The sequence below is a fragment of the Sulfurovum iocasae genome (assembly GCF_047716765.1).
In the GTDB taxonomy this organism is placed as follows: domain Bacteria; phylum Campylobacterota; class Campylobacteria; order Campylobacterales; family Sulfurovaceae; genus Sulfurovum.
Genome location: NZ_CP180410.1, coordinates 1,761,245 through 1,787,227, shown reverse-complemented (window position 1 = coordinate 1,787,227; position 25,983 = coordinate 1,761,245). Strand labels below are relative to the sequence as shown.

23 protein-coding genes are annotated in these 25,983 nt (G+C 35.8%); 11 read left to right on the top strand and 12 right to left on the bottom strand.

From position 1 onward, the window contains the following. Positions 1 to 16: 16 nt before the first annotated feature. The 6 genes from clpX to ACLHDG_RS08725 all read right to left on the bottom strand — a co-directional run bounded on the left by clpX (position 17) and on the right by ACLHDG_RS08725 (position 6,076). Positions 17 to 1,237, bottom strand: a complete 1,221-nt coding sequence (clpX, locus tag ACLHDG_RS08750; RefSeq protein ID WP_415405842.1) for an ATP-dependent Clp protease ATP-binding subunit ClpX — start codon at positions 1,235 to 1,237, stop codon at positions 17 to 19. A 29-nt stretch (positions 1,238 to 1,266) separates the two neighbouring features. Further along, a complete protein-coding gene (gene lpxA, locus ACLHDG_RS08745) occupies positions 1,267 to 2,049 on the bottom strand; it encodes an acyl-ACP--UDP-N-acetylglucosamine O-acyltransferase (RefSeq protein WP_415405841.1) in 783 nt (260 codons plus the stop codon). Positions 2,050 to 2,069: 20 nt separating this feature from the next. Continuing rightward, positions 2,070 to 2,519 (bottom strand): 3-hydroxyacyl-ACP dehydratase FabZ, encoded by a 450-nt coding sequence (gene fabZ / locus ACLHDG_RS08740; RefSeq protein ID WP_415405840.1) that lies wholly within the window; start codon positions 2,517 to 2,519, stop codon positions 2,070 to 2,072. A gap of 64 nt (positions 2,520 to 2,583) precedes the next feature. Next, on the bottom strand, positions 2,584 to 3,663 hold the full coding sequence (locus tag ACLHDG_RS08735; protein ID WP_415405839.1) for an epoxyqueuosine reductase QueH: 1,080 nt from the start codon (positions 3,661 to 3,663) through the stop codon (positions 2,584 to 2,586). Further along, on the bottom strand, positions 3,657 to 4,700 hold the full coding sequence (lpxB, locus tag ACLHDG_RS08730) for a lipid-A-disaccharide synthase (protein WP_415405838.1): 1,044 nt from the start codon (positions 4,698 to 4,700) through the stop codon (positions 3,657 to 3,659). Before lpxB ends, ACLHDG_RS08735 begins: the two co-directional genes overlap by 7 nt. Beyond that, on the bottom strand, positions 4,697 to 6,076 hold the full coding sequence (locus tag ACLHDG_RS08725; protein ID WP_415405837.1) for a Na+/H+ antiporter NhaC family protein: 1,380 nt from the start codon (positions 6,074 to 6,076) through the stop codon (positions 4,697 to 4,699). Before ACLHDG_RS08725 ends, lpxB begins: the two co-directional genes overlap by 4 nt. An 18-nt stretch (positions 6,077 to 6,094) precedes the next feature. Between ACLHDG_RS08725 and ACLHDG_RS08720 the strand changes: the two genes are divergently transcribed. Together ACLHDG_RS08720 and ACLHDG_RS08715 are read left to right on the top strand one after the other, a co-directional pair. After that, positions 6,095 to 6,934: a L,D-transpeptidase family protein gene (locus ACLHDG_RS08720; protein WP_415405836.1), complete on the top strand. Its 840-nt coding sequence runs from the start codon at positions 6,095 to 6,097 to the stop codon at positions 6,932 to 6,934. 88 nt (positions 6,935 to 7,022) lie between these two features. After that, positions 7,023 to 9,596, top strand: a complete 2,574-nt coding sequence (locus ACLHDG_RS08715) for an ATP-dependent Clp protease ATP-binding subunit (RefSeq protein ID WP_415405835.1) — start codon at positions 7,023 to 7,025, stop codon at positions 9,594 to 9,596. Between the two features lie 71 nt (positions 9,597 to 9,667). On the opposite strand, the gene ACLHDG_RS08710 is transcribed toward ACLHDG_RS08715, so the two are convergent. Then, positions 9,668 to 10,171, bottom strand: a complete 504-nt coding sequence (locus ACLHDG_RS08710) for a hypothetical protein (protein ID WP_415405834.1) — start codon at positions 10,169 to 10,171, stop codon at positions 9,668 to 9,670. Between the two features lie 155 nt (positions 10,172 to 10,326). On the opposite strand from ACLHDG_RS08710, the gene ACLHDG_RS08705 reads away from it, so the two are divergent. Then, positions 10,327 to 11,477 (top strand): IS3 family transposase gene (locus ACLHDG_RS08705; protein WP_415405575.1). Its coding sequence is split into 2 segments (ribosomal slippage): positions 10,327 to 10,570 and positions 10,570 to 11,477, totalling 1,152 coding nucleotides; the frame shifts between segments, so codons are not numbered across the junction. Positions 11,478 to 11,869: 392 nt separating this feature from the next. Here the strand turns inward: ACLHDG_RS08705 and ACLHDG_RS08700 are convergent. Beyond that, on the bottom strand, positions 11,870 to 12,211 hold the full coding sequence (locus ACLHDG_RS08700) for a hypothetical protein (RefSeq protein WP_415405833.1): 342 nt from the start codon (positions 12,209 to 12,211) through the stop codon (positions 11,870 to 11,872). A gap of 345 nt (positions 12,212 to 12,556) precedes the next feature. Between ACLHDG_RS08700 and ACLHDG_RS08695 the strand changes: the two genes are divergently transcribed. From ACLHDG_RS08695 to ACLHDG_RS08680, 4 genes are all read left to right on the top strand, one after another. Continuing rightward, positions 12,557 to 13,870 carry a hypothetical protein gene (locus tag ACLHDG_RS08695; protein WP_415405832.1) on the top strand — a complete coding sequence of 438 codons (1,314 nt, stop codon included), beginning with the start codon at positions 12,557 to 12,559 and terminating at the stop codon, positions 13,868 to 13,870. Positions 13,871 to 14,080: 210 nt separating this feature from the next. After that, the gene (locus tag ACLHDG_RS08690; RefSeq protein WP_415405831.1) at positions 14,081 to 14,992 is read left to right on the top strand and encodes a toxin-antitoxin system YwqK family antitoxin; all 912 of its coding nucleotides are present in this window, start codon (positions 14,081 to 14,083) and stop codon (positions 14,990 to 14,992) included. Positions 14,993 to 15,242: 250 nt separating this feature from the next. Further along, a complete protein-coding gene (locus tag ACLHDG_RS08685) occupies positions 15,243 to 16,328 on the top strand; it encodes a methyltransferase (protein ID WP_415405830.1) in 1,086 nt (361 codons plus the stop codon). A gap of 542 nt (positions 16,329 to 16,870) precedes the next feature. Next, a complete protein-coding gene (locus ACLHDG_RS08680) occupies positions 16,871 to 17,089 on the top strand; it encodes a cold-shock protein (protein ID WP_415405829.1) in 219 nt (72 codons plus the stop codon). Between the two features lie 130 nt (positions 17,090 to 17,219). Here the strand turns inward: ACLHDG_RS08680 and ACLHDG_RS08675 are convergent, their stop codons facing one another. The 4 genes from ACLHDG_RS08675 to ACLHDG_RS08660 all read right to left on the bottom strand — a co-directional run bounded on the left by ACLHDG_RS08675 (position 17,220) and on the right by ACLHDG_RS08660 (position 19,591). Further along, entirely contained in the window at positions 17,220 to 17,384 is a 165-nt protein-coding gene (locus ACLHDG_RS08675) for a hypothetical protein (protein ID WP_415405828.1), read from the bottom strand. A gap of 666 nt (positions 17,385 to 18,050) precedes the next feature. Continuing rightward, entirely contained in the window at positions 18,051 to 18,218 is a 168-nt protein-coding gene (locus ACLHDG_RS08670; protein WP_415405827.1) for a hypothetical protein, read from the bottom strand. Then, a complete protein-coding gene (locus ACLHDG_RS08665; protein ID WP_415405826.1) occupies positions 18,215 to 19,183 on the bottom strand; it encodes an alpha/beta fold hydrolase in 969 nt (322 codons plus the stop codon). The genes ACLHDG_RS08670 and ACLHDG_RS08665 overlap by 4 nt, the downstream gene beginning before the upstream one ends. 114 nt (positions 19,184 to 19,297) lie before the next feature. Beyond that, complete coding sequence (locus ACLHDG_RS08660; RefSeq protein ID WP_415405825.1) at positions 19,298 to 19,591, bottom strand: hypothetical protein; 294 nt, start codon at positions 19,589 to 19,591, stop codon at positions 19,298 to 19,300. Positions 19,592 to 19,965: 374 nt separating this feature from the next. Here ACLHDG_RS08660 and ACLHDG_RS08655 point away from each other — a divergent pair, with 374 nt between their 5' ends. From ACLHDG_RS08655 to ACLHDG_RS08640, 4 genes are all read left to right on the top strand, one after another. After that, positions 19,966 to 20,544, top strand: coding sequence for a pseudouridine synthase (locus tag ACLHDG_RS08655; protein WP_415405824.1), 579 nt, complete (start codon positions 19,966 to 19,968; stop codon positions 20,542 to 20,544). A gap of 426 nt (positions 20,545 to 20,970) precedes the next feature. Further along, on the top strand, positions 20,971 to 21,777 hold the full coding sequence (locus ACLHDG_RS08650; RefSeq protein WP_415405823.1) for a TerB family tellurite resistance protein: 807 nt from the start codon (positions 20,971 to 20,973) through the stop codon (positions 21,775 to 21,777). Between the two features lie 395 nt (positions 21,778 to 22,172). Next, the gene (gene truA, locus ACLHDG_RS08645) at positions 22,173 to 22,961 is read left to right on the top strand and encodes a tRNA pseudouridine(38-40) synthase TruA (RefSeq protein ID WP_415405822.1); all 789 of its coding nucleotides are present in this window, start codon (positions 22,173 to 22,175) and stop codon (positions 22,959 to 22,961) included. A gap of 406 nt (positions 22,962 to 23,367) precedes the next feature. Beyond that, on the top strand, positions 23,368 to 25,635 hold the full coding sequence (locus ACLHDG_RS08640; RefSeq protein ID WP_415405821.1) for a glutamine--tRNA ligase/YqeY domain fusion protein: 2,268 nt from the start codon (positions 23,368 to 23,370) through the stop codon (positions 25,633 to 25,635). Positions 25,636 to 25,983: the final 348 nt, after the last annotated feature.

Below are 25,983 nucleotides of genomic sequence, written 5' to 3'. Positions count from 1 at the left end.
TGATAGCGTTATAGTATTACGCTGTTTTTTTATCTTTTATGTAAAGAGGTTTCGCCCCTGACTCAACAACATCTTCAGTAATGATCACTTCATATCCTGAAAGTTCCGGTAGTTCATACATAATATCAAGCAGTATCTCTTCAAGTATAGAGCGCAGTCCTCTGGCACCTGTTTTTCTATCGATGGCTTTTTGTGCAATGTGTGAAAGTGCATCTTCTTCAAAAGTAAGTTTAACTTCATCTATCTCAAAAAGTTTTTGATACTGTTTGACTAAAGCATTCTTAGGTTCTACCAATATACGTACCATATCTTCTTTGCTGATCTCACCAAGTGTTGCAAGTACATGAAGACGACCTATAAGTTCTGGAATAAGCCCAAAAGAGACAAGATCATCTGACTCTACAAGGTGAAGAAGATTCTCTTCCTCTTTTTTACTGCGTTTTTCTTGTCCAAAGCCCATAGTGTTGCTTCCAAGTCTTTTTTTAAGTATATCATTAAGACCATCAAATGCACCACCACATATGAAAAGGATGTTAGATGTGTCTATTTGGATAAAGTCCTGGTTAGGGTGTTTACGCCCACCTTTTGGCGGGATATTCACTACAGAACCTTCGATGAGCTTAAGAAGGGCCTGTTGTACACCTTCTCCCGATACGTCACGGGTGATAGAACGGTTTTCACCCATTCTGGCGATCTTATCTACTTCATCGATAAAGACGATACCTTGCTCTGCACGCTGAGGGTCACCATCTGCTGCCATCAGTAGTTTCGTAAGGATATTCTCTACATCTTCACCTACATATCCGGCTTCAGTAAGGTTGGTCGCATCTGCTATAGCAATAGGTACATTCAAAAATCTGGCAATGGTTTGTGCCAAGAGTGTTTTACCTGATCCGGTTGGACCTATGAGAAGTACATTTGACTTGGAGATCTGTGTATCATCTTCAACATTGTCTCTAAAAATACGTTTGTAGTGATTATACACAGCAACAGAAAGTGTTTTTTTCGCATTTTCCTGACCGATAACATATTCGTTAAGCAGTCCATTTATCTCTTTGGGTGTATAGAGTACTTGTGTTTCTAAATTTAATGGTGTTTCTTCCTGCTCTTCTTCTCCAAAGAGGATCTTGTATGCAGAAACCACACAGTTTGAACAGATGTACGCACTTTCTCCGGCAATGAGAGGATTCTCTTCACTTTCAGTGGCAGAACAAAAGCTACATTCTTTAGTTGACATTTACTATCCTTATATTATTTTGCCTCATATTATTTTGTCCTTGTAAAAGGGATGCCTCTTTTTGAGGTCTTTATAAATTCACAAAGTGATTTCACTTTTTCTGAAGTTGTTGTTTCAAAGAGTGTTTGCGCTACCTCTTGCAGAGGGTTCCCTTGTTCAAAGAGTTCTCTGTAAGCAATTTTAAGTGCATTGATATCTTCTCGATCCATTTTTCTTCTTAACCCTGCAAGGTTCAGCCCACGCAAGCCGGCACGATTACCTTCAGCTAAACAGAAAGGAGGGATGTCTTGTGCCAAAGCACTGGCTCCTCCTATCATAGCATAGTCACCGATGTGTACAAACTGATGTACAGGTGTAAGTCCACCGATAACCACATGGTTACCAAGCTCAACATGACCTGCAAGTGTTGCACCATTTGCCAAGATACAGTTGTCTCCGATAATGACATCATGACCCAGGTGTACATAACCCATGAGAAGGTTTCCGTTACCTATTTTGGTCACTGAACCACCACCTTTGGTGCCGGGGTTGAGCAGGGTAAACTCTCTGATGGTATTGTTGTTACCGATGATAAGCTGTACATCTTCACCATCAAATTTCAGATCCTGAGGGATGGTTCCTATAGCAGAGTGCGAGAAGATACGGTTGTTCTTACCGATAGTCGTATCACCTTCGATCACAGCATGTGAAGCTATAGTAGTGTTGTCACCTATTTTTACTTTGGGACCGATATAGGCAAAAGGACCGACAGAAACATTGGTACCTAAAACAGCACCCTCTTCAATAACTGCACTTGAATGAATTAAGGACATAATTAAAAACCTATTATTTTTTATTTATCTACGATCATAGCTTTAAGTTCAGCTTGTGCAACCACTTTGTCATCTACATAGGCTTTTGCATCGAGCTGCCATACAGCACCTTTGTTTTTAATGACGTTGATTTTGTACACAAGTTTGTCCCCTGGTGTCACAGGTGCACGAAACTTCGCTTTATCGATACTCATAAAGTAAACCACTTTACTTTGGATCTCTTCCTGGGTAACGCCATCCATACTTTTAAATGCGAGTACACCACCGGCCTGAGCCATACCTTCGATGATCATAACACCAGGATAAATAGGATGATCAGGGAAATGTCCCTGGAAGACAGGCTCAGAGATAGAGACATTTTTATACCCCTCTATATACTCACTTGGCTTGAGATCAGTAATTCTGTCTACAAGTAAGAATGGGTATCTGTGAGGTAATATTTCTTGAATTTCAACAACGTTATAAAGCACGGGAAAACCTTTTTATAAAAATTCTCTTATTTTATCGAAAAGTTGGTAAAAAGTGGATTAGAGACTAAAGTTCTATAAGTACTTCTTTTACATCACTATAGGTTTTACTTTGACAAAGTATCTCTATCTTATTTGTAGGTATCTCTTCTACAACAAGTATGATGGAAATATCGTAAGGGGTTACACCCAGTTTTGCACGTAGTTCAAGCTCTTTGTCAAAAGTTGGAGGGTTGTATATGAGATCAGTTATAGTACCATAGTCTGTACCGGCTAGTTTATTGTAATGTTTTCGCGTAATAAAACGTACCTCATCACGGTTCATGTGGTGTACTTCACCGATGTTATATTCTATTTTACCTCTTGTGTATTCACCTTTGAGTGTGGAGTAGGGTAAAAAGTGTGCTGGTACAACCTCTTTTCGTACACGTAAAAGCCCCATCATCAAACGCCAGTTCAAGAAGCGTTGTTTAATGATCTTAAGAGGGGTTTCTTGATCCTCAAGCTCCCATCGTTTTTCATACATCACTATACGTGCTTCTATAGATTCAGGCTGTATCTGTCCTGAAATAGGTACAAAAAGTTCATCTGCAAGTTTTTCTTGCTGGTCACGTTGGATGTTGAGTCCAAACATGCACCCACAGTAGTCTTGACGATAGAGTGCATCTTCTTTGGCAAGGATGTTCTGTTCTTGTGTCCCTGAATCTTTTCTGTAGTCAGGGGCAACAAAAGAGATACCTTCCTGCTTTGCCAATGCATCTCCGGCAGTTTGTAACTGTTTAAGTGATTTTTTAGGTGAAGTCAGCAGGGTAGAGGTGAAAGTACTCTCTCCCAGTTCACTCGCTTTTTTTGCAGAGATCTCAAAACGTCTGTCAAAACATACAGAGCAACGAGAGCCTTTTTCGGGTTCATGCTCTAATCCTCGTACTGCTTCAAGCCAATTCTCTACATCATATTCACCTTCTATAAGGTCAATACCAAGCATCTTACAACTACGCTTCACATCTAGTAGTCTGAGGTAGTACTCACTGTAAGGGTGAATGTTCGGATCATAGAAAAATCCTGTGAGTTTCTCTTCCGGGTATTCTTCTTGAAGTTTTTGTAGAAAGTAATGGCTGTCAACTGAGCAGCAGATGTGTACTAGCATGATGTATCCATAATGATTTTCGCAATATTCTCAGAACTTCCATGACCAAGATACTCTCGTAACTCTTTTGCTTTGTCTGCAAATATTTTTCGGTCGGTATTGTAGTACTCTTTCAAAAGATTGTCAACCGTAACATCTTCTTGCAGAATTTCATTATGCAGGGTGGTGTTATTGTAGTTGGTTAGGATGATGTTTGCCAGTCCTACTTGTTTAATACCTAGAAGTTTTGTACCTATGAAAAAATCTACTTTTTTAGCGATGTAACTCAGTGTAAAAGGGGTACCGATGAGTGCAGCTTCCAGAGTGGCTGTGCCTGAACAGATGAAAGCAAATTCTGACTGTGCTAAGGTTGTGTGCGTATCTTTGCTTATCTCAAACATGCTAATATCACCATAGAGATTTGTTATCTTCTCTTCTGAAAAGCTGCTTGGTATGATAAGGATAGCCTTTTTGTCAGATAGCTTTTTACGTACCTCTTTAAAGATAGGTAAAAGTCTGTTTATCTCACTTTTTCTGCTTCCGGGCATAAAAGCAATGGTATCTGTCTCAGAGCTATGGCTTACTTTGATCTCATCTAAAAGAGGATGACCGATGTACTGAGCTTTACTCTGGTAAAAGTCTACTTCAAAAGGCAGTATCCCTAAGAGTTTGTCACAATACTGCTCTAACTTCTTTGCTCTTTTGGGGCGTGATGCCCATATTTGCGGCAAAATGTAGTAGATGATCTCTTTGTCAGGGTAAGCTGTTTTGAGTTTTTTTGCTAAAGGTAGGTTAAATCCTGATGAGTCCATAAGTAGGATTTTATCTGCATCTTTGGCAAGTACTACCATCTCATCTGCCACTTGAAAGAACCAGCGTAGCTTTTTGAGAGCATCCACCACACCCATAATAGCCATTTCACTTATGTCATAAAGTGGTGTACCTTCTTCTATGGTTTTATCGAAGATACCTATGAGTTCTAGGTCTTGACTATGTTTAAGGATCTCTTTTAAGTGTAGGTTTGATGATGGTTCGAGAGCTGAGACTAGGAGTTTCATACTGTTATCCAACCAGCAATCAAAAATGATATAGAAGCTAACAACCCACCTATAACTGCATAAGGCAACTGCGTCCTAACATGGCTTATGTGGTCACAATCTGCTGCCATGGAGGAGATGATGGTAGTATCTGAGATAGGGGAGGCGTGGTCTCCGAAGATACCACCACTTATAACTGCTGCAATTACAAGTGGGATATCCAGTCCCATCGTAGCCCCCAATGCTAAACCTATGGGCATCATGATGGAGAATGTTCCCCAGCTTGTTCCTGTAGAAAATGCAGTGATACTCGCCACCAAGAAGATAAGTAGAGGGATGAGTACAGGGGAGATATTTCCAGAGAGTAGGTGAGCTAAATATTTAGCAGTGCCAAGGTCACCGATGACTTTACCTATGAGTAGGGCAAAAACCATGATGATGCCTACAGGTATCATGTCACCTATGCCTTCATAAAGTCCTTTAAAATAGTTCTTGTGGGAGAGTGCCTTACTGGGTACAAAATAGAGGTACATAAAGAGTAGGGTAACAATGACAGCATAGTACACAGAAGTAGAACCAGACCCTTTAAATATGTCACCTTCACCTGTCAGATAAAGCCCCACAGGTACCATAAATACCATGACTAAGATAGGTAAAAGCATCTTGTAGGGTGTAGCCTTTATATTGGCTTCATTATGCGGTGCTACGTAGGGTACAGGGGTACTATGCTTCATAGGACCGATATTGATATTTAAAAATATAACACCTAAGACTATGGCTAAAGTACTGAGTGAATAGAAGTTATAAGGGATAGATGCTATGAGTAGAGATACACCATCACCGGAGATGACTTGAGAGTCAATGGCAGTAACGATAAGACCTAAGAGTAAAGCACCCCAGGCATTGAGTGGGATGAGTGAACAGATAGGTGCTGAGGTACTGTCACAAATGTAAGCGAGTTTTTCTCTGCTTACACCGTTTTTATCACAGAGAGGTTTCGCTACCGTTCCTGCTACAAGTGCAGTGATAGACGACTCTATAAATATCACCACACCCACAACGTAAGCAAGCATCATAGCACCCGTAGGTGAGTCTATCTTTTTAGCTTTTTGGCTTAGGTATGCAACGAAGCTGTCGACTGCACCAGAGAGTGTAAGCAGTCTGATAATGGAACCTACCATGAGTATGAAAAAGAGGGTTTTTGCTATCCATCCTTCAGAAAACAGAGCGATAATCCCATCAAACAGAGCAATGAATGCGTCTATAGGGTTGTAGTTGTTAAGTACAAGAAAGCCTGCAAAGATTCCACCCATGAGTGAAACAATCACATCTTTGGTTATAATAGCTAAAATGATTGTCAGCAACGGGATTGCTATTGATAATATTCCATATTCCATAAAGAGGATTATACCAAAATGAAGAAGATTTTATATATATTAGGACGCTTTTTTGGTAAAGCCCAAAAAACTACGTTGTTACTGGGACAACTTACGACTCAGCATTTAGTGCCTCGCTTGCACTGCAATTTAGTTGCTTGTCAGCAGTTAGCTCATACGACTAGTCGTATTTTATTTTTCTCTAGCTTACTCTTTGTTACAGTAGAAGCACAAACAGCAGATACGAAACAACTTTTAGTTGCAACGACAAAAAATTGGTCTACACCTAATGGTTCGTTGCAACGATTTGAGAGAGAAGGGAAGAGTTGGCAGAAAGTAGGTAAAGCCATCAACATTAAACTAGGAAGAAACGGGCTAGGATGGGGAATAGGACTACATACTACACCTAAAGATGCCAAGTACATCAAGAAAGAGGGAGATGGTAAAGCACCAGCAGGGATCTTCACCCTCAAACAGGCTTTTGGATACCAACCTTTTGTTGTAGAGTATCCTTACGAAGTATACAAAGCTACAGACCACTGTGTAGACGATGTAAATTCAAAACTTTACAATAAAATAGTAGATAGTACAAAAGTAAAAATTGACTACAAAAGCAAAGAGCATATGAAGTTTCCAAAAAACTATTACAAGTATGGCATTGTGGTAAATCATAATCATATAGATGAAAAGGGAGCTGTGAAGGGTGCTGGGTCATGTATATTTATACACATTAAGAAAGTGCCTACGGCCGGATGTACTGTGATGACTGAGGGAGAGATGAAGGAGATCATCAAGTGGTTAGATGTTGACAGTAAGCCTTTGTTGGTGCAGGGGACTGAAGGAGTGATCGATACTTTAATGAAGCAGATCAAACCATAAAACTTAATAAAATCATGAAGGAAACTTGACACAAAGTGACTAAAGTTGTATAATGACTGATATTTAAACAATTTTAAGGAGTAATTTTATGAGTATATTAGAAAAATTAACCAATCAAATGCAAGGTACTATAGAGTCTGGTGTATCTCTTGCTTTACATAATAAAAATCAGGAAGTTGATCCTATACATCTTATTTGGGCATTGTTGACCAATAGTGGTTCCATTTTACATCAGGCACTTAATAAGATGAATGCAGATAAAGCTGCCATTGAGTTGGAAGCAAAAAGTATCGCAAACAAGCTTCCTGCTGTTTCATCTGTCACAAAAGAGAATATCAAGCTCTCACAAAACCTAGTGCGTTCACTGCAAAATGCAGAAGGCGTGATGACTGCCAATGGTGACCAGTATCTTGCTGTGGATGCATGGCTTATGGCAAATGCAAGTGAAAGCTTCATACGAGAGACACTCGGTAAATACGTTGATATGAATGAATATAAAAAGACTTTAGAGAGCATCCGTGGAGGCAAACAGATAGACTCCCAAAGTGGAGATGAAACACTGGAAGCACTTGACAAATATGGGATAGACTTGAACCAAAAAGCTTTAGATGGAGAATTGGATCCTGTCATTGGTAGAGATGAAGAAGTACAACGTATGATGCAGATACTCATCCGTAAAACAAAGAACAATCCTATCCTCATAGGGGAGCCTGGAACAGGTAAAACGGCCATCGTAGAGGGGCTTGCACAACGTATCGTAAATAAAGAAGTACCACTAAGTCTTCAAAACATGCGTGTTATCTCATTAGATATGAGTCGGCTCATAGCAGGTGCGAAGTACAGAGGTGAGTTTGAAGACAGACTCAAAGCGGTTATCGATGAGGTAAAAGAGTCTGCCAATGTCATTCTTTTCATTGATGAAATTCACACTATAGTAGGTGCGGGTGCCAGCGAGGGTAGCATGGATGCTGCGAATATACTCAAGCCTGCTCTTGCACGTGGTGAACTTCATACCATAGGAGCTACAACCCTTAAAGAGTATAGAAAGTTCTTCGAAAAAGATACTGCCCTGCAGAGACGTTTTCAGCCGGTTAAAGTTGAAGAACCAAGCATCAATGAAGCCTTGCAGATACTCAGAGGTATCAAGAGTAGACTTGAAACACACCATAATGTTATCATTACCGATGCAGCATTGGTGGCTGCTGCGAAGTTATCGGACAGATATATTACCGACAGGTTTTTACCGGATAAGGCTATCGACCTTATAGATGAAGCAGCAGCAGAGCTTAAAATGCAGATAGAGAGTGAGCCTACGGATCTTTCAAAAGCAAAACGTGAGATCTCTACGCTTCAAGTTGAAAAAGAAGCTTTAAAGATGGAAGAGAATGACAAAAACTCTTCACGTCTTTCCGAGATAGAAAAAGAGTTGGCTGATCTTGAAGAGAAACGTATGTCACTGCAAAGCCAATTTGACAATGAAAAAGAAGTATTTAATCAGATAGCAGAAGTTAAAACTACTATAGGATCACTCAAAACACAAGCAGAACACGTTAAGCGTGAAGGTGACTTCAACAAAGCAGCTGAGATAGAGTACGGGCAAATTCCTGCTGAGGAGACTAAGCTTCAAAACTTAGAAGATAAGTGGACTCAAATGATGTCTGAGGGGACACTGCTTAAAAACTCTGTAGATGAAGAGATGATAGCCAGCATTGTGAGTCGCTGGACAGGTATCTCTGTGAGTAAGATGCTGCAAGGTGAAAAGGAGAAGATACTTGCCATCGAAAGTATCTTAAAAGAAGAGGTAGTAGGGCAGGAAGAAGCCCTCAAAGCCGTGGCACGTGCCATCAAGCGTAATAAAGCAGGGCTTAGTGACTTGAACAGACCAATTGGTAGTTTTATGTTCCTTGGTCCAACGGGTGTAGGTAAAACACAAGTAGCAAAAACTTTGGCAAAGTTCCTTTTTGATTCTGAGAAAGCACTTATTCGTATAGATATGAGTGAATACATGGAGAAACATGCAGCCAGTCGTTTAGTTGGTGCACCTCCGGGTTATGTAGGGTATGAAGAGGGTGGACAGCTCACTGAAGCAGTAAGAAGAAAACCTTACTCTGTTGTACTCTTTGATGAGATAGAAAAAGCGCATCCTGATGTATTTAATACACTCCTGCAAGTGCTTGATGATGGTCGTTTGACAGATAACAAAGGTGTCACGGTGGATTTTAAAAATACCATTATCATCATGACATCAAACATCGCGTCAGACAAGATCATGACCATAACTGATGCGGAAGAGAGAAGAACAGCCGTAAACGAAGAACTCAAACGTAACTTCAAACCAGAGTTCCTTAACCGTTTGGATGATATGGTTATCTTTAACCCATTGGATTTAGATGCTATCACAAGCATCGTGGATATCTTGTTTAAAGATATCCAAGCAAAACTTGCAGAGCGTGATATCACCATTACGTTAAGCCCTAATGCTAAGGCATACATTGCTGAAGCCGGGTTTGACCCAGTTTATGGTGCTCGTCCACTCAAAAGAGCCTTGTATGAGGTTGTTGAAGACAGGTTGGCAGAGTTGATACTTGAAGATAAGGTTGTTGAAGGGTCCTCTGTAGCATTTGATGTTGTTGATGGGGAGATAGAGGTTAAAGTCTCTTGATGATCTAAACAGCATTAGTTACAATAACCAAAGTATGCATTCCCAAGCTGGAGCTTGGGAATTAGTTAAAATTACTCAAAGTCTGGAGGGTATACTCCATAAGCTTGTAGCTTCTTCGCTTCACGACTAAATACACTATTGCTTACCCATACAGCTGTAAATACTTTAAATCCATCTCTCTCAATGATATAGAGACTTAGTAAACTCTTTCCATTATTCATAGTCTGCTTAATATGCATTTGGGGGAATTCATCCAATAAATGACCCGCACTCACATGCCAATGAAAGTCTGGCTTAAGATCTATTTCAAGTACTCTTCTGTTCCCAAGAACATCCATCTCCACATAAGCAGGATAGGTTTTTTTATAATATTTGTTTTTAATTCTTTTTTTATGTTCTAAAGCAGATAACCATTTTGAAAATACTTCTTTACGCTTAGCATCCATGGATGAATCCAACTGAGAAGCTTGCACAAAAGAGAGAGTTGACCCTTGCTTATCACTACTACTACATCTACTCACTGAAAAGAGTAGAACAGCTATAGCCACTATCGCACCAACTATTTTTATGTTCATACTTTGTCCTTAAATAATTTGCTAAGCACTATTATAGCCAACTGTAATAAATAGAAATGAGGTCTGGAATGACCCCAAAAAACTAGACAAAAACTAATTCAGTAATTCGATAATAAAAGTGAGTAGAATCATTTCATAGAATTATAGGATTAAAAATGGCAAGACGAACATATACAGAAGATTTTAGAATAGCAGCAGTCAAACAAGTCACAGAGAATGGGTATGAGATAGCAGATACAGCCCATCGATTAGGTGTGCATCCAGATTCATTAAGAAGCTGGATCAAAAGATTAGAGTCCCCAGAAGCCATAGAGAAAAACAAAGCTGTAGAGTCGTCAAGCGCAGAGATAAAGAAATTACAAAAAGAACTCAAACGGGTAAAAGAAGAACGTGATATATTAAAAAAGGCCGCGGTGTACTTTGCAAGCCACACAAACTAAAATACTCTTTTATTAAAGAGTATAGTCATACTTATACAGTAGATAAAATGTGTAAAGTAATGAAAGTGCACCGAAGCGGATACTACCAGTGGCTAAATCAACCCATTTCCAATAGAGAGTTTGAAAATCAGAAGTTACTAACCCATATAAAAGAGGCATACAAAGAGTCCAATGGTGTATATGGTTCAAGAAATATACATAAGGATTTAAGAGAGCTTGGTATTCATGTCAATAAAAAACGTGTGGCAAGATTGATGAGTAAAGCTAAACTCTATGGTGTAGGCACCTATAAACGTAAACCCTATAGCAAAGCTGGATCAGTTCATAAAGCACATCCTAATTATCTGAAACAATGTTTCATCGTAGAAAAACCAAACGATACATGGGTAAGTGACATCACATACATTAGAACTAAAGAAGGATGGGTTTATCTAGCTACTGTGTTAGATCTCTATAGTCGAAAAATAGTAGGTTGGGCTACAGGTCATAGGCAAACCACGCCTTTAATCATAAAAGCTCTTAAAATGGCTACAACAAGACTTAACAATACAGACAGCGTGATACTGCATTCGGACCAAGGAAGTCAATATAGCTCGTATGAGTATACAAAACTTGCAAAAGAGCATAACATTATCTTGAGTATGAGCAGACGTGGAAATTGTTATGATAATGCAGTGGCAGAGAGCTTTTTTAAAACACTCAAAAAAGAGTTAGTTAGAAAGCAGAACTTTGAGACAAGAGAAATTGCAGCATCCAAAATATTTGAGTATATAGAGATGTTCTACAATGCCAAAAGACGTCATAGTTATTTAGGCTATATCTCACCAAATGAATTTGAAAAAAGGTATAATATTGAGACTTCATAAAATTAGGTTTTTACTGAATTGGTAAGTGTCTAGGTTATAGGGGTCATTCCATACTCATTTTCATATTCATCTCCTCTTTTAATGTAATAAATACAGTTTTATATATATTATATGTATAATTGTTACTACATTGCCCATACTGAAATTTATAGATTAAAAAGGGAAAAAGGAGAAATACTCAAGAGAGTTGATATTAATCTTAGGTACCGACGCTTAAAAGGGGGTCATGTGTATAAGGGTAGTCAACACAAAATGACTTTTTACAAAAGGAGGAAGAATAAAAAGCTATGTGTCGATACCTAAGATCTAATAGAAGTATAGCTAAATAAGATAAAATTAGTCTTAATTAGAAAATAATAGCCATAATTAATAAAAGTTATTCTATTTTAAGCCTAGCAAACTAACCAGTTTTCCATCTTAAATATATCCTCTGTGGAAGGCATACCCTTCCATCCGTTTGATTCTAGGTACATCATTTTATTACCAAAATACCCTACAATATATTTCTCTTTGTAGATGGGAAATGTACCAGAGTGGAACATCGCAAAGAGATCTTCATGACTTTTTGCTGTTTCATAATAGCTGAAATCGAAACTATGCAATGCTATGATAGTACCTTGGAGCATTTCATTTTTATGCATAGAAGTACTGAGTACATAATAAGAAGGATAAGGTACTGCTGGATTCTCTAATAGGTCACAGATATAGAGACGCTCTTTTTTCTTTTGATACATGAAATTTTCTTTTTTAGAAAGTATAAACCAAAAGAGTAAGAAATGATAAAAATATGTCAAATTGTCATATTTTAAATAAATTAAGCAAGTAGGATGGCAGGAATGCGACCTTGCATTGAGAAGTATTTACTTGAAAAAAGGCTACAATGACCTCCCTCTCTACCTCCGGAAAAGCTACAGGGACCACTAACTCTACTACTCTTGAAAGTTTCAGATTGGTTTCACCATTTTGTTCCAATAATCCATATGGGTAGTTCACCTCTATAGTAATACATATATAGGGCTTTAGATATGTAGCCAAAGGCAAAATAGGTTATAGTATTTTATATTAAAAGAGGAGTTGTTATGAGAGATGGGTATGAGACAAGGATAAAAACAGACTTTAAAAAGTTAGCATCTTTTTTTCTCTTTTGGATTTTATTGTCCAGTGTTTCTTTTGCAAATAAGTGTCCATTGCAAGAGTTCAGGCAGTATGTAGATAAACTTGATAAAAGCAAAATTGAATCTGTTAATAGACTGAAAGATAATTATAAAAAAACTATTTCCAAACAATCTCCTCAATGCAGATCAATGCTTTTTGGTAGTTTTAGGCATTATTATGATCAAATGACACAAGCGCATATTACATCTGTTGAAGAAAAGTTAAATGAAAAATATCCTCTTTCTCCAAAAGAAGAGAAAAGGTACAAAACAGAGCTTGAAAAAGTAGGTTTGCGTCTTGATCAAAGTGAAGGTATGTATTATGTTGAAGCTGATAGTGCATGGTTTTTAAAGGAGTTTGGTGCTGGATTAACTGATGCATGGACAAAATATTTCAAACAGTGGAATTATGAAACCATAAACTACTTTTCCGAAGATGGGGTCATGCTGATTTCATTTGAAGAGTTGAGAAAGAGAGTTGTTTTTTGGGAAAGTTTTCTCAATGATTATCCTGATTTCCCGGAAGGAAACAACGTACATGAAACACTTTCAAATTATTTATCTTTCTACCTCTCTGGACTCTATAGCACGCTAAATTTCTCACATATCCCCATATCAAGTACTGATATTAGAAAATCATATGAAAACTTCCTCAAGCTCAATACGCAATCAAAATATTATGAAGTTGTAAAAAGCCAATACAATATCATTAAAGACAATGCGTTTGTCATCGATGAAAAAGTAAGTAAAAAACTGGATATCAATTATAAAAAGATTGAAACAGAAGTAAAAAAAAAGGCTATCAATAAAATAAAATCTGAATATAAATATGTACATGACTCCAATCTCTATCAAACTAAAATAGTTGAAAATGCAAATGATCTACCGGCACCGGGTGTAGGGAACTATAGTGCCGTTACTAACTTCAGTTTTGAATGGACAGGGGGAGAGCCCTATATCTTAAGATTTGTTACCAAGTCACATATCCATGCTGCTAAAACATATTATGAAGAGTATCTTTTTGATAAAAAAGGTGAGTTGCTTTTTGCGCTTAGTGTAGATGAGTATAAAATATCAACTAGATACTATTTTGATAATAAAAGGTTACTACAAGTAATAAAGGATCAAAAAATATATGATGTTATGATGATATCAAAGCAGATGAAGCAAAATGCAGCAGAAATAGTAAAAGAGAGTAGAGTATTATCAACAATGTTTACATATATTTCAAATTATTAGTAGTATTACTATTATTGGTAGTGGAAATATACATGAGGTCGGTGAAAATGAGTTTCTTTCCTCTTCTCAACAATTGTGAACAGATAAAGAAGTGACTGCCCACTATTATTTGGATCATGGAAATGGCTGAATAGTGAGCAGCCTCGGTGGGAGAAACGAGAAGTTTGTTGAAAAAATGAAGAAAATAAGCAACTAAGTAGAGGAGTTTTTATGAGATATTTTTTATTGGTATTGATCGCTGGTAGTTTTTTATATGGTGAAGTAAAAAAGACTTATTATCCAAATGGCGTTTTAAAATCAGAGCTACCATCTAAAAATGGTAAGAAAGAAGGGATAGAAAAATATTATTTTGAGAATGGTCAATTAATGAATGAAGTTACCTATAGAGATGGCAAATTGGAAGGAGTTGAAAAATATTATCACAAAAATGGTAAATTAAAACATGAAACTTCCTATAAAAATGATATAAAAGATGGGATAGAAAAACATTACTGGCATGGTAAGATTATGTATGAAATACCTTTTGTAAATGGTGAAAAAGAAGGAATAGAAAAACATTATTATGAGAATGGAAAAGTAAAGGGTGAAGTACCTTTTACGAATAACATGGAAGACGGTATGGCTAGATTATATTATGAAAATGAGAAGCTGAAAGAAGAGATAGCTTATCAAAACGGCAAAAAAGAGGGGATATACAAATATTATGACAGGGGCGGCAATCTAAGATCCGAAGGATTTTATAAGAATGATAAAAGAAATGGCATACTTAAGGCATATTATGAAAATGGTACTTTATGGTATGAAACATTCTATAAAAATGGTAATGAAAATGGGATTACAAAAGCATACTATGAGAATGGAAAAGTATCAGATGAAGTACCTTATATAAATGGAAAAAAAGAAGGGCTTGAAAAACATTATTATGAAAGTGGTACATTGGCATTTGAAACTCCTTATATGAATGGTAGGGAAGAAGGTATTGATAAAACATATTATGAGAATGGTAAAGTAAAGAAAGAGGTTGCTTATGAAGCCGGGAAAGCGATAAGCGGATTTTTCTATAAGGTAGATGATATAAAAAGTGAAATGGAAAAAGTGGATATAGATAAACTAAATAAGTAAAGGATAGCCCCATCTACCACGAGCCTCCCCGATGTGGTTGATAAGGATTTGCAAACGGTTAGTAATAGTGCTTATAGTCAGGCAAGAGATAAATTAAATTATACTGCATTTGAAGAACTTGCAAATGATGCTAGTGATATATTTTATAAAAAATAATATTCTCTGGTATAAATCATCAATATTGTAGAAATCAAACCAGAACAAAGCCTGTATACATTAAACTGCAACATAAGATAAAAGGCATAATTACATGAATAAAGATTTACAATCTATCCAACCAGATAGACCAAATATTATAACTACAGAGATTGAAGCTATAAGCTTCTATCGTAAAATGGATACAAAGGCGACTGTTGTCGAAATGATTGCAGGAAAGTATGTTCTTGTTGAAGAATTTTATAGCAATGGTTTACAAGTTTTAAATGAACTAAAAAGAAACCTTTTACTTAAACATAAGGACAAAAGTTTTCAAGGACAACGCGATTATCGTTCTGCATTTAGAGAAGCCTCACATAGATTATTACTGAAAGTAAAAGATAATAAACTAATTGTTAAAAAATCTCCTGATATTGGTTGGTTAAAATTGTTATACCCAGATGCATCAGAATTTTATATATCTTTTCCCGAAGTTCAAGGAATGAATAGCTCATGGCAGTGGTATAAAAAGGGAATTGAAATTAAAACTTTAAATTTAACGCTTCACCCTTTTTATGGAACATATTTTCCAACAAGGTTTGATCATTTAAAATTATTTGATAAATGGTTAAAGAAATACGAAGGAGCAAAGAATAACGCAATAGAAATTGGTGTAGGAAGTGGTGTTTTATCATTTCAATTAATCCAAAATGGTTTTAAAAACATCTTCGCAACTGACATAAATAAAAATGCAATTATCGGTGTTTCGCAGGAAAGTAAACGATTAGGATTTGAAGATAAGATAACACTAAATCATGGTGATTTATTTGAAAATTGTGATGTTAAAGCTGATGTTATTGTTTTTAATCCTCCTTGGTTACTTGCAAAACATAAATTGGAAGAGGGAATTGATAAAGCCATGTATTATGAAGAGGAACTATTTCCAAGATTTTTTGAACAAGCACAAAAGCACCTTTCTCCTGATGGAAAAATAGTTCTAATATTTTCAAATCTAGCTCAAGTAGTTGATGAAGAAAGCACTCATCCAATAATAGAAGAACTGCAAAAGAATAAGCGTTTTAGAAAAGAATTGCACCTAAAAAGAGATGTAAGAGCTTCATCAAGAAGAACAAAACGTAGAGATTCTAGAGATAATGAAAAAGTTGAATTATGGGTTTTAGCACCTAAAGAAAAGAAATAATTCTATAAATTAAACATAGACTATCATATAATGAGAAGCACAACAAAACAGAGGAGAGGAACAAGATACCCACGCGAGTTTTTAAATAGTTATAACTTATAATTTTTATTGATGTAATAAGAAATAGCAAACTTCTATGAAGGGTATCGGGTCCCTCACTTTGGGCGTTGCACATACTTTTCATTACCTAAAAATGAAAACCTTATAATCTAACATATTTTATAACATTTATCGCTATAGCTGCATTCAAGTATTCTAAATGAGTGATGAAAACCTTATAAAGTTATATATATTATAAGGTTTTGAAAATAAGAAAATCAAATTTCCCAAGACTTTTAAAAGAGACATCAAAAATATTTATTATTTGCTATTATTAAACTATTCAGATATAATTATATATTGAAAGATGATTTAGAGTTTCATCTTTGGCTTGACTTTTATTGCTAACCTTTAGTTTACAGTATCATCCTTCCGAAAGAACACTCCACATTATATTTTGAGCATTTCAGCAATGAAATGTATAAACAACCAAAGGAATTGCAATGGCAACATTAGTAAACGGAACAGTAAAATGGTTCAACAGTGAAAAAGGTTTCGGTTTTATCGAACAAGAACAAGGCGGAGATGATGTATTTGTACATTATCGTCAAATTAATAGTAATGGTTACGACCGTGTTTCCCTTAATGAAGGTCAAAAGGTAACTTTTGAAATCGGTAAAGGCGAAAAAGGCTTACAAGCTGAAAACGTTACTGGTCTCTAAGACCATCAATGGGCAGAGAAACCTGTCCATATTTTAAACACTTCTATAAAGAGACTAATAGGTCTTTTTATGAAACTCCACTCTAACATTAAAAAATACTATCTTATTGTAAAATAGAAAATTTTAAGGGCTACTCTTTCACTAAAGGATTATCTGTAGATGATGGGGACTCAACTTCTGTCTCTTGTCCAGCATCATTTTTCTTGTTTAGCTTTTTCTGACGTTTTTCTTCTTGTTTTTTCTGCTTTTCGAGTTCTCGACCCCGTTTTTCATAAGAGTAGTTTGTTTTAGCCATTAGTCATCACTTTCGCAGTATCCTGCTATAGTCTATCTTGAAGCACGATGTACTATGAAGTTACGTCGTGCACTGCTTTATTATGGGGTCATAATATTCTCATGTACAGCTTTGTATCTTTTTTAATTCCATGCCAAGTTGCACGTCAATTTATACTCATTTCAATAAGTAAGGTAAACATTAAAAACAACAAAGATTTTTTCATACTATGAACCTTGTTCTTAATATTATATCAAAAGTTAATAACTATTGAACCCTCTGAACAACCAAAGAAGTTCAATCATATTTCAATATTTTAGTATCTAAAAAATGGAATCTAAATTTTTAAGTGATTTCCCTCTAAAATATCCTCCATTTTTGAAGATATTGAAAACCTTATAAAATTATATATTTTATAAGGTTTTTGCAGATGCCTTTTAATTTCCTATAATTTCTAGTCATGTATGTTTGTTTTTGTATAGAAATTCATTTGAATTACATACTGGACAATATTTAGTACTTTTTACAGCTATTTGTAAATAAACCTTTGTTTACTCCAATATACCGTAATTTGAAAGGGTTTTCAGGCACCCGTTTTTTCATTAGGGCGAAAAAATGGATATAGAGGCAATATTACCCCTCTTAAAGCATTAAGAAAAGAGCATAATTAAAACTATGCTCAACTATCTAAAGATATATTGGATTTCCCTTCTTGTGTACTTGATAAAAAGTACAATCAAGTTTATCAAGCATACGTATAGAATCATAGCCTTTGGGAGAAAGATTCACCTCTTTTTCACTGCAACTTGCTATATAAAAAAGCTTTTGCTGTTTAATAAAATCTATATCTTTCATAGTGAGTGCTTTATATTGTTTCTCAATGCTTTACTTTTACCATTTATTTGTCTAATAAACTTATCTACCTCATCAGCCGTTCGTTCAGGATCTTCAAGCATAGGTACATGTCCTATCTCTTTCAATATCACCAGATGACTTCCTTGAATGGTATCATGAAACAGTGTGGCATTGTCAATATGTGTCATGCGATCTTTCTCTCCCCATAATATAAGTGTGGGGATATGAATATTTTTTGCAATATCGTTTAAACAACAAACGTCTTTATATATATCCTCATAGAGTATTTTTTCCAAATCACGTCTTGCACACTTCTCTTGAAGAAGCACATCCTTGATTAACTCTGGGACATATGGAGATTTATGCATAGAATAGCTTAACAGTGTTTCGAGTCTCTCTTTTGTACAGACATCGTAGAGCGGATTTTTATCAGACTGTTCTACGAGTTTGACTCCATCACTTTTTGTTTGCTCCATTCCCATAGCATCTATAAGAATGAGTGTCTTAACATTGTTTATATGATTTCCTGCATAACGTAAAGCGATAGCTCCACCCATAGAATGACCAAGCAGATAAAAATCTTTCACCTTTTTAGTTTTTAAAAATTCATGTAACCATTCTGCCTGATCGGTAATCGTATAGCCTAATGTCTTTTTTGAAACACTCTCCCCGTGTCCGGGTAGATCGATCACAATCACATGATATTTATCATCTAACTCTTTGACGAGTCTGTCCCAAGTATCCTTATTGCCACCAAAGCCATGAACAAATACAAGTGTAGAATCACTCTTGACATCATTTTCAAGGTAAACGATCTCTCCAAAATCTAAAGTAATAGACTTTTTTACCAATCCCGCACTATATCGCTCATACACCATAACTATATCATATACTTTTTTTGAACTACCAGTTGTAATACCCAGTATTGCAACTAAAATAATAATAATGATTTTTTGGATGGACATTGTTTATCTTACTTTCTATACAATACACAATATTGATAAGGTGCTACGGGTTTGATTTCATTTTCTTTCTCAAAAAGTGCAAATTCATCATAATTTGCATTTTTATACATTGATTCAAAAAAGTTTTTCTTTTCCATTATTTACTACTTTATAAAATTCTTTATATCGAGAATGATTATATCGTAAATGCATTTTGCTCAAGTGCCAACAACTTCTTCTTTGCTTCCAAACTACCAGGATAACCTGATAAAGAGTCATCAACTCTAATAATACACTGCAAATTCTTTCTTGTGAATACGATTGGCTATCCTTGCCAAAATACTGTCTTAAATCGGCTTGTGATGGCACAAGAAAGTCACTGCAAGCTTTCTGATCTATCCACTTATGAGTAGGGAATTTACCTGCCATACTCTTCTCCTGTACAATTTTTATAGTGTAATATACTTGTGTTTATTATATCATGGTCATACAAATTTTAAGTGCGAAATAGTTGGTAGTGTAATGCTGATTATTAAACAATGAAAACCTTATAAAGTTATATATTTTATAAGGTTTTGAGCACAAGAGATTTTTGATATACTCTTAATACTGAAATATCGTAATAGCAGGACATTGTGTTCCGTTAATAAATAGTTATAAATCACCAGGTTTTCACTATAGTAATTCTTTCTGAAATTTACGCTTTTGCAAACATTTTTAAAATAAGAGGATCTCACAATTATAGTTTGCTGGAAACAATCTTAATTTAAGGGCTCATCAAAAACACCTAAGGAATACACCTAATGAATAGAACAACGAACGATTCGAAAAAACTGTTAGCACTCAATAAGCCTAAGGGTTATGTGGTCACCCGATCTGACGAACTTGGGCGAAAAACAGTTTATAATCTTTTGCCCGATTGGGTTTTTCATGACGGATGGATGCCCGTCGGACGCCTTGATCTAGAATCTAAGGGGCTTCTATTATTCACAACCAACGGCAAAATCGGCAACGCGTTGACCAAACCTGGGAATTGCATTAAGGTATACGAGATCTGGGTCAGGGGCCACGTAACAGACGAACATATTGCAGCGGCTATTAAAGGAGTGGAAAGTAAGCATGGTCTACTGAAAGCTCTTGTAGTCGAAAAAATAGGCATCGGTGGCGCAAAAACAAAACTCAAGATAGTAATTGACGAGGGAAAGAATCGGCATATCCGCCGACTTTTTGGAGCGTTGAAAGACCCAAAATTTGGGACGCCCTTAAAAGTGTTAGAATTGAAACGAATCAGCATTGGCAGTTTTAAACTCAACATCGAAAGCGGTAAGTGGCGTTACCTTACATTGGAAGAAGAGAGAATGCTAATTAAAAATTTTGATTAACACGAAGGACTATCTTTTACCTTCCTCCAGCTTTTCCCACATTCTTTTTATAAACAGAATAAAAAATTTATAACAAATCGTTGCACCTGACATTTTTCCGCTATGCTCCCAAATGCAGGTGAACTTAAACGTTAGTTCCTTATTCTCTAAAAAATGAAAACCTTATTAAGTTATATATTTTATAAGGTTTTCAAAAAAGGTATAAGTAAAAAAGTCTCTACAGAATTGGAGTCATTCCACTATTATTCCTAATTCCTCAGCTTCATATAATGAATGGTTATATATTGCTCTTTTAGTGTAACTCTCGACTAACTTGTAAATAAGAGATTGAGGAAGATTAATGGAATAAATTCCAGTAAATATTGATTTAATAAATATACAGTAAAATGTGCAAAATTGATAAAATTTATTACAAATGGACAAAGAATGATTAAATTTAAAAAATTGATATATTTAGCAATAACCTTAGTGCTATTGTATTACATCTTTATTGTAAATATATTGGTAACACTTTCAATTATAGCTTCTCTCTATATAGTATTTAAACTATATAAAGTTTATGCTAAAAAGAAATTAAATAAGTTATCAAGTTCTAAGGAGTTATTTAGAGCAAGTGAGTTGGGACTTTTTATTGCACTTGTTGCAAAAGTTGCAAAAGCAGATGGAAGAGTAAGTGAATTAGAAGCACAACTTATCGCTATTATGTTTGATGATATCTCTGGAATATTTATAGAGAGAGATAAAACAAGGAATATTCTAAAAGAGATTTTTAATGAAGAAAAAGAGAGAGATGATGATACAAAAGAGGTAGCACAATCTTTAAATAAACTACTGGGTCGTAGCAGGCTAAAACGTAAACAATTTGTAGAGTTTTTAATCCAACTTGCATTTGTAGACAGTGGAATCTGTTCTGATGAAGATAAGGTTTTACGTGAAATTGTGGACGAGTTAAATATCGCTCCTAATGAATATGATGATATGCTGAATAAGTTTGAAAACATGATGCAAAATAAACAGCAAACAATGAGTCTTGAAGAAGCTTGTAAGATTTTAGGTGTCAATGAAGGTGATGATATGAATACTATTAAGAAGACCTATAGAAATCTTGTTCGAGAATACCATCCCGATATCATAAAATCACAAGATAAAGACGAATCTTATATGGAAGAAGCAACTGCTAAAACACAGGAAATAAACCAAGCTTATCAGCTTATCAAAAAGACGAAAAAATAGTAAATGTATCTTTTGGTTAAAGGCGGATAAAAGGGTGATGAAACCTTATAAAGTTATATATTTTATAAGGTTTTATAAACAGGACATTTTGTCCGTTATTGCCATAAATAAACAAATAGAGGAACACTTTGTCCAAATATTGGCTCATCTCTGACTAAATGGACATAAGCAATTTTTATGATTGTATAGTTTTTCTGAGAAAAGTAGTGAAAATATGTCATATTGTCATACTTTTTAGAAATAGGCAGACATTTTTGATATACTAATAATATGAAAAATAAAGCAATAGAGGGACAAAGTGTTCCCCTAATAAATAGTTATCGCAAAAAGAAATGTCTACTATTCGTGGGTAACACCATACTTTGGCTCATCCTTTTTCTAGCTTGGAAATATGCATGTACCATCATCGTCTCGTAATTTCATACAAGGGCACAAGCTACTTTGGCTGGCAAGACTTAGGTACAGGCGAACAAAAGCCTACCGTCCAGGCAAGCATCCACCAGATACTAAAAAAAATCTGCAACTATCAGAGCTGTACTATTTCCGCTGCAAGTCGAACCGATGCTGGTGTCCACGCGCAGGGGCAAGTTATAAAAATCACTATTGCCTTAGCAATCGAATCAGGAAAACTTCTGCTTGGCATGAATTCACTATTGCCCGATGATATACGTATCCTGCAATGCAAACCCTGTGCCGCAGAGTTTAACCCGAATAAGGACAGCAAGAGCAAAGAGTATCATTATTACTTTTGTACGGACACAATCTACAACCCAGTTCTCAATGATACCGTTGCGCATATCCCCTCTAATAGCAAAGCCTCAACTACAGGGTCACTTGATATAGAACTCATGCAACAAGCCTGTAAACTCTTCATTGGCGAACATGATTTTTATAGCTTCGCGAAACGAGATACCAATATGAGTTCAACCTTCCGTACTATTTTTAGCTGTGAAATATTGCAAGCTCAACCTTCAACCTTCGGCAATAAAATTTACTATCTTAAGATCGTGGGCAAGGGCTTTTTAAGGCACATGGTTCGGTATATTGCTGGTGCTTTATTTGCGCTCGGTAGAAACCAGCTTAGCCTGAGTGATATTAGTGAAGCACTAGTGAATCACAAAGAAGAAAAGATCAGTTCCAGAGCCAAGTCGCGAGGGCTACATTTGATTCAAATTTGTTATTAGAGTTAAAAGTACTTGAATTCAACAACCCCGACCCAAGGGTACGGGGTATGAATCGGATTTAAATTTATTGGTGAGACGTAACTCACGATAAATTATCACTCAATGTCGATAATAAATCAACCCACAGGGTCGGGGAATTATTCCCGACTAGATTCAAATATATGGACTTATATAGAGACTCTCCAACTTCCGTAACTAATCACAAACCCTTACAAATATTGACTTTTAAACACTTTTAACAACTAATAAATTTAATTAACTCACATATTCCCAAAAACCATTATGTCCATATTTTACATCACCTAGAGAGCATCTAAAAGTAAACTCTTTATCTGAGATAGTATAAGCTCTAATTTGATAAAATACAACTCTTATAAAAGTTTCAAAATCAAAAGGGTTAATTATAATGAGCGAGAGCAAAGATTTTTTACGTACAATAGTTGAAGAGGACTTAAAATCAGGCAAGTATAAAGAGGTTACTACAAGATTTCCTCCAGAACCTAATGGGTTCCCACACATTGGACACGCTAAATCTATCTGTATAAATTTTGGTATTGCAAGTGACTATCATGGTCACTGCAACCTTAGAATGGATGATACCAATCCAACTAAAGAAGACACAAAATATGTTGAGGCTCTTAAAGATGCTGTAGAGTGGCTTGGATTTGACTGGGGTGATAATGTATATTTTACGTCTGATTATTTCCCTAAGTTATACGATTACGCTGTTGAGCTTATTAAAATGAATAAGGCATACGTTGATAGTCTAAGTGAAGAGGAGATACGTGAATATCGTGGGACTGTTACAGAGCCAGGAAGACGTAGCAAATATGCCAAGCGTAGTGTTGAAGAAAATCTAGACCTTTTTGAAAGAATGAAAAAGGGTGAATTTAAAGATGGTGAACACGTATTAAGAGCCAAGATTGATATGTCTGCTGCTAATATGAAAATGAGAGATCCACTTTTATATCGTATCAGACATGCACATCACTTTAGAGCAGGAGATGAGTGGTCTATTTACCCAATGTATGACTTTGCTCATTGTTTATCTGATTATATTGAAGGTGTTTCTCACTCTATTTGTACATTAGAGTTTGAAAACAACCGTGATATTTATAATTGGGTACTTGATACTCTTGGGTTAAAGTTATCACGACCTTACCAGCATGAGTTTGCACGACTAGGTATTAACTATACGGTTATGAGTAAAAGAAAGCTTTTAGAATTGGTTGAAGGTGGACAAGTTAGTGGCTGGGATGATCCTCGTATGCCTACGATTGCTGGATATAAAAGAAGAGGTTATACGCCAGAATCTATTTTGAACTTCTGTGATCAAATAGGTATAGCAAAAGCAAACTCAATGGTTGATGTTACACAGCTTGAATTTTGTATAAGAGATGATTTAAATAAAAAGGTGCCGCGTATTATGTGTGTGCTTGACCCACTAAAAGTAACAATTGAAAATTATGAAGTTAGTGAAGAGATTGATGCTTCATACTACCCACATGATGTACCAAAAGAGGGTTCAAGAAAGATACCTTTCTCTAGGGACATTTATATTGAGCGTGATGACTTTATGGAGAACCCTCCAAAGGGTTACTACCGCCTTACACCTGAACAACCAGTGAGACTTAGACATGGCTATATTATCACTTGCAAGGAAGTTATAAAAGACGCTAGTGGAAATATCACAGAAATAAAAGCGCAGTATCATCCTGAATCTAAAAGTGGCTCAGATACTAGCGGTATCAAAGTCAAAAGTGCTATCCAATGGGTGAGTGCTAAAGAGGCTAAAACAGTAGAAGTAAGGCTTTATGACAGATTATTCAAAGATGAAGCCCCTGAGGGAGTAGAAGATATAAACCCAGACTCTTTGCAAGTTATCAAAAATGCCCTTATTGAACCTGCTGTGATAACTGAGAAACCTGATGAGAGATTCCAGTTTGAAAGACAAGGGTATTTTTACGCTGATCCTATTGACTACAGAGATGAGCACCCTGTGTTTAATAAAATTGTCGGTCTTAAAGACTCTTGGGCAAAAAAAGCAAAATTAAATGAAAAGAAAAAAACAGGCGAACCTGCATCTAAACCTCAAACTAAAAAAGTACAAGTAGATGGCGAGGTAGCACCTATGAGTGAAGCTGAACAAACACTATTTGATAAGTACACTGGTGAGTTTGGACTAAATAGCGAAGTAGCTAATACTCTAGCACGTGATGAGAATTTATCTAGCTTCTATGAAGAGGCTCTATCTGTGCTTAATAGTCCTGTAGGTCTAGCTAACATTGTGGCCAATGAGGTAGCTAGAGAGCTAAAGCAGATGCAAGCAAGTGAGCTTAAATTTAATGCAAAGCAAATATCAGAGCTTGTTAAGATGGTTGATGATGAGACTATTTCAAGTAAAATTGCTAAACAAGTATTTGAAGAGATGGCGAAATCTGGAGAAAATCCAACACAAATAGTTGAAACTAAAGGACTTGTACAGATAAGTGATCCCTCTAAAATTTTGCCTATTATTGATGAAATAATTGCAAAAAATCCAGACAACGTCGCTAAGTTTAAAGCAGGCAACACCAAACTATTAGGCTTCTTTGTAGGGCAAGTACTAAAAACCACAGGGGGCAAAGCAAACCCAAAAGTGGTAAATGAACTTGTGGCTGAGAAATTAAAATAATAAACTAACCCAAAAGGCTAGTTGAGCACTAGCCTTTTTTCATTAACTCATTTAAGAGATTTCACTCAAGTTTAGATTATAAAAAACCGATCAATATCTATCTTGAATATCTTAAAAATGTAGGATAAGGTAACAGCTAGAGGTGGAAATAAAGTACTATAAACTGCTAACAAAACGCAGGAGCCAATATGAACTCGCATACGAGTTCATATTGCTCTCCTAAAACGTTACAAACTTTTTATTACCTAAAAACCAAAACCTTATAATCTAACATATTTTATAACGTTTATCGCTGTAGCGACGTTTAGAGAGCATAAATATGTAACCAAGTATATAAAACCTTATAAA

Coding starts and splice junctions, on each gene's coding strand:
- clpX (WP_415405842.1), bottom strand. CDS start 1,237: ATGTCAACTAAAGAATGTAGCTTTTGTTCTGCCACTGAAAGTGAAGAG.
- lpxA (WP_415405841.1), bottom strand. CDS start 2,049: ATGTCCTTAATTCATTCAAGTGCAGTTATTGAAGAGGGTGCTGTTTTA.
- ACLHDG_RS08735 (WP_415405839.1), bottom strand. CDS start 3,663: ATGCTAGTACACATCTGCTGCTCAGTTGACAGCCATTACTTTCTACAA.
- lpxB (WP_415405838.1), bottom strand. CDS start 4,700: ATGAAACTCCTAGTCTCAGCTCTCGAACCATCATCAAACCTACACTTA.
- ACLHDG_RS08725 (WP_415405837.1), bottom strand. CDS start 6,076: ATGGAATATGGAATATTATCAATAGCAATCCCGTTGCTGACAATCATT.
- ACLHDG_RS08720 (WP_415405836.1), top strand. CDS start 6,095: ATGAAGAAGATTTTATATATATTAGGACGCTTTTTTGGTAAAGCCCAA.
- ACLHDG_RS08715 (WP_415405835.1), top strand. CDS start 7,023: ATGAGTATATTAGAAAAATTAACCAATCAAATGCAAGGTACTATAGAG.
- ACLHDG_RS08710 (WP_415405834.1), bottom strand. CDS start 10,171: ATGAACATAAAAATAGTTGGTGCGATAGTGGCTATAGCTGTTCTACTC.
- ACLHDG_RS08700 (WP_415405833.1), bottom strand. CDS start 12,211: ATGTATCAAAAGAAAAAAGAGCGTCTCTATATCTGTGACCTATTAGAG.
- ACLHDG_RS08695 (WP_415405832.1), top strand. CDS start 12,557: ATGAGAGATGGGTATGAGACAAGGATAAAAACAGACTTTAAAAAGTTA.
- ACLHDG_RS08690 (WP_415405831.1), top strand. CDS start 14,081: ATGAGATATTTTTTATTGGTATTGATCGCTGGTAGTTTTTTATATGGT.
- ACLHDG_RS08685 (WP_415405830.1), top strand. CDS start 15,243: ATGAATAAAGATTTACAATCTATCCAACCAGATAGACCAAATATTATA.
- ACLHDG_RS08680 (WP_415405829.1), top strand. CDS start 16,871: ATGGCAACATTAGTAAACGGAACAGTAAAATGGTTCAACAGTGAAAAA.
- ACLHDG_RS08675 (WP_415405828.1), bottom strand. CDS start 17,384: ATGGCTAAAACAAACTACTCTTATGAAAAACGGGGTCGAGAACTCGAA.
- ACLHDG_RS08670 (WP_415405827.1), bottom strand. CDS start 18,218: ATGAAAGATATAGATTTTATTAAACAGCAAAAGCTTTTTTATATAGCA.
- ACLHDG_RS08665 (WP_415405826.1), bottom strand. CDS start 19,183: ATGTCCATCCAAAAAATCATTATTATTATTTTAGTTGCAATACTGGGT.
- ACLHDG_RS08660 (WP_415405825.1), bottom strand. CDS start 19,591: ATGGCAGGTAAATTCCCTACTCATAAGTGGATAGATCAGAAAGCTTGC.
- ACLHDG_RS08655 (WP_415405824.1), top strand. CDS start 19,966: ATGAATAGAACAACGAACGATTCGAAAAAACTGTTAGCACTCAATAAG.
- ACLHDG_RS08650 (WP_415405823.1), top strand. CDS start 20,971: ATGATTAAATTTAAAAAATTGATATATTTAGCAATAACCTTAGTGCTA.
- truA (WP_415405822.1), top strand. CDS start 22,173: ATGTACCATCATCGTCTCGTAATTTCATACAAGGGCACAAGCTACTTT.
- ACLHDG_RS08640 (WP_415405821.1), top strand. CDS start 23,368: ATGAGCGAGAGCAAAGATTTTTTACGTACAATAGTTGAAGAGGACTTA.